At 68.1% G+C, this 1569-nt stretch carries 1 protein-coding gene; it reads right to left on the bottom strand.

The window, feature by feature from the left end; genetic code table 11:
• Positions 1–30 precede the first annotated feature (30 nt).
• Positions 31–1569, bottom strand: a 1539-nt coding sequence (locus QSK45_RS37960; protein ID WP_285563516.1) for an IS1182 family transposase, incomplete at its 5' end; no start/stop codon positions are given.

Genomic DNA, 1569 nt, shown 5'->3' with positions numbered 1-1569 from the left:
CGGACGCTGTTGGTTAATTCGGGGTCCTGATCACTTCGCCCCGTCGATCGTTTGGTCGGCGGGGCGAAGTGCTGCGAAGTGGCTGGTGCGGGTGCGGGCTCGGGGTGTGCCGGTGAGGTGGGCGTCAATGCGGGCGAGGTTGATCGCAGCGCCGGTGAGCTGGTGCTGGAGACTGGTCTTCGTGAGGCCTCGGTAGCGGGATCTACGCAGGCCGCAGCGGAGAACGCCCTGGGAGATGGTGCCTTCGACACCGGACCGGATCTTGTATCGCTCTTTCCACTCGTCGGTCTGCTGTTCGGCGCGGGCCCTTTGGACGACTTCGTGTTCGTCGCGGTGGCGGAGATTCAGTTCACGGCGTTCGGCTGTGGGCGAGGTGGTGCAGTTGCGCAGGTGAGGGCAGGGGCGACAGTCGGCTTTGCTGAAACGGACCCTGATGACGGGCACGCCGTATTCGGAACGGCGCTCATGCCACTGTGTGCTGGCGATGCCGCCCGGGCAGGTCACCCGCCGTGTGTCCCAGTCGACGATGAACGCGTCCTGGCTGAACGGGCCGCCGCTCTGTGCGGTGGTGTTGGCCTTCATGGGACCCAGCAGCGCGACCTGGTGGTCGCGGCGGGCAGCCACGACCTGGGAGGCGCTGGGATATCCGGTGTCCACCCAGTGCTCGGCTGGCAGGCAGTTCCGGGCGGCGAGTGAGGTGTGGATCTCCTCGCTCATGACGCTGTCGGCCACGGTGGAGACGGTGGTGGCCATGTTCGTGATCAGGTTTGGTGTGTCCGGCTCGCACGTCTCGGTGACGTGAACCTTGTAGCCGTCCCAGACCATGTCGTTCTTCTTGCCGCCCCGTGCTTCGGTGTCATAGGGCGTGACCAGGCGCGTGGCGCCCGGCGGCCGGTCTTTTGGGTCCCTGCGCCTCACCTCGCCCTCGACCAGGTGAAAGTGCTGGACCCACATCTGCCGCAGAGTCTCCACCTCGTCCAGCGCACGCAGTTCCCTGGGCGCCTGCGGCGAGAACACGGCCCGGAGCAGAGTCATCCCGTCCGTCCCGATGCGCAGGCCCACTGCGTCGCGCTTGGCGCGGGCCCAGGGGAAACGGGTGTCCTCGGCGCGGGTGGCGTAGTGCCTGAACCAGTCGGGTTCGGCCACCGCCGTCAGCCAGTCAGGGGCGGCCTGGGCGAGCGCGTTCAACGCCGCCCGAAGGGTCTCCGAAACCATCTCCAGCCAGCACATCTCCCGGGCAGCCGTCAGTACGTGCGTGGAGTCGGTCCGGGCCCGGCCCGCCGTCTTGAGGACTCCCTTGTCTCTGGCCGCGGCAAGGATGCCGTCCAGCACCCGCCGCCCGGCGTCTGCCTGCACCAGCCGGTCCCGGAACTCCGAGAGCACGGAGAAGTCGAAGCCCGGATCGTCTAGCCGAAGCCCGAGGGCGTACTTGAAATCGATCCTGGCCCGCACCGCCTCCGCGGCCTGCCGGTCGGTCAGCCTCTCCACGAACTGCAACACCAGCACGAGCGCGAGCCGACCCGGGGACCAGGCGGGCTTGCCCCGGGCCGGGAAGAGGTCCTTGAACTC

The sequence above is a fragment of the Streptomyces hygroscopicus subsp. hygroscopicus genome (genome assembly GCF_030269125.1).
Taxonomy (GTDB): domain Bacteria; phylum Actinomycetota; class Actinomycetes; order Streptomycetales; family Streptomycetaceae; genus Streptomyces; species Streptomyces hygroscopicus_C.
The sequence above is the reverse complement of the archived record's forward strand: the minus strand, read 5'-3'. Positions and strand labels throughout refer to the sequence as shown.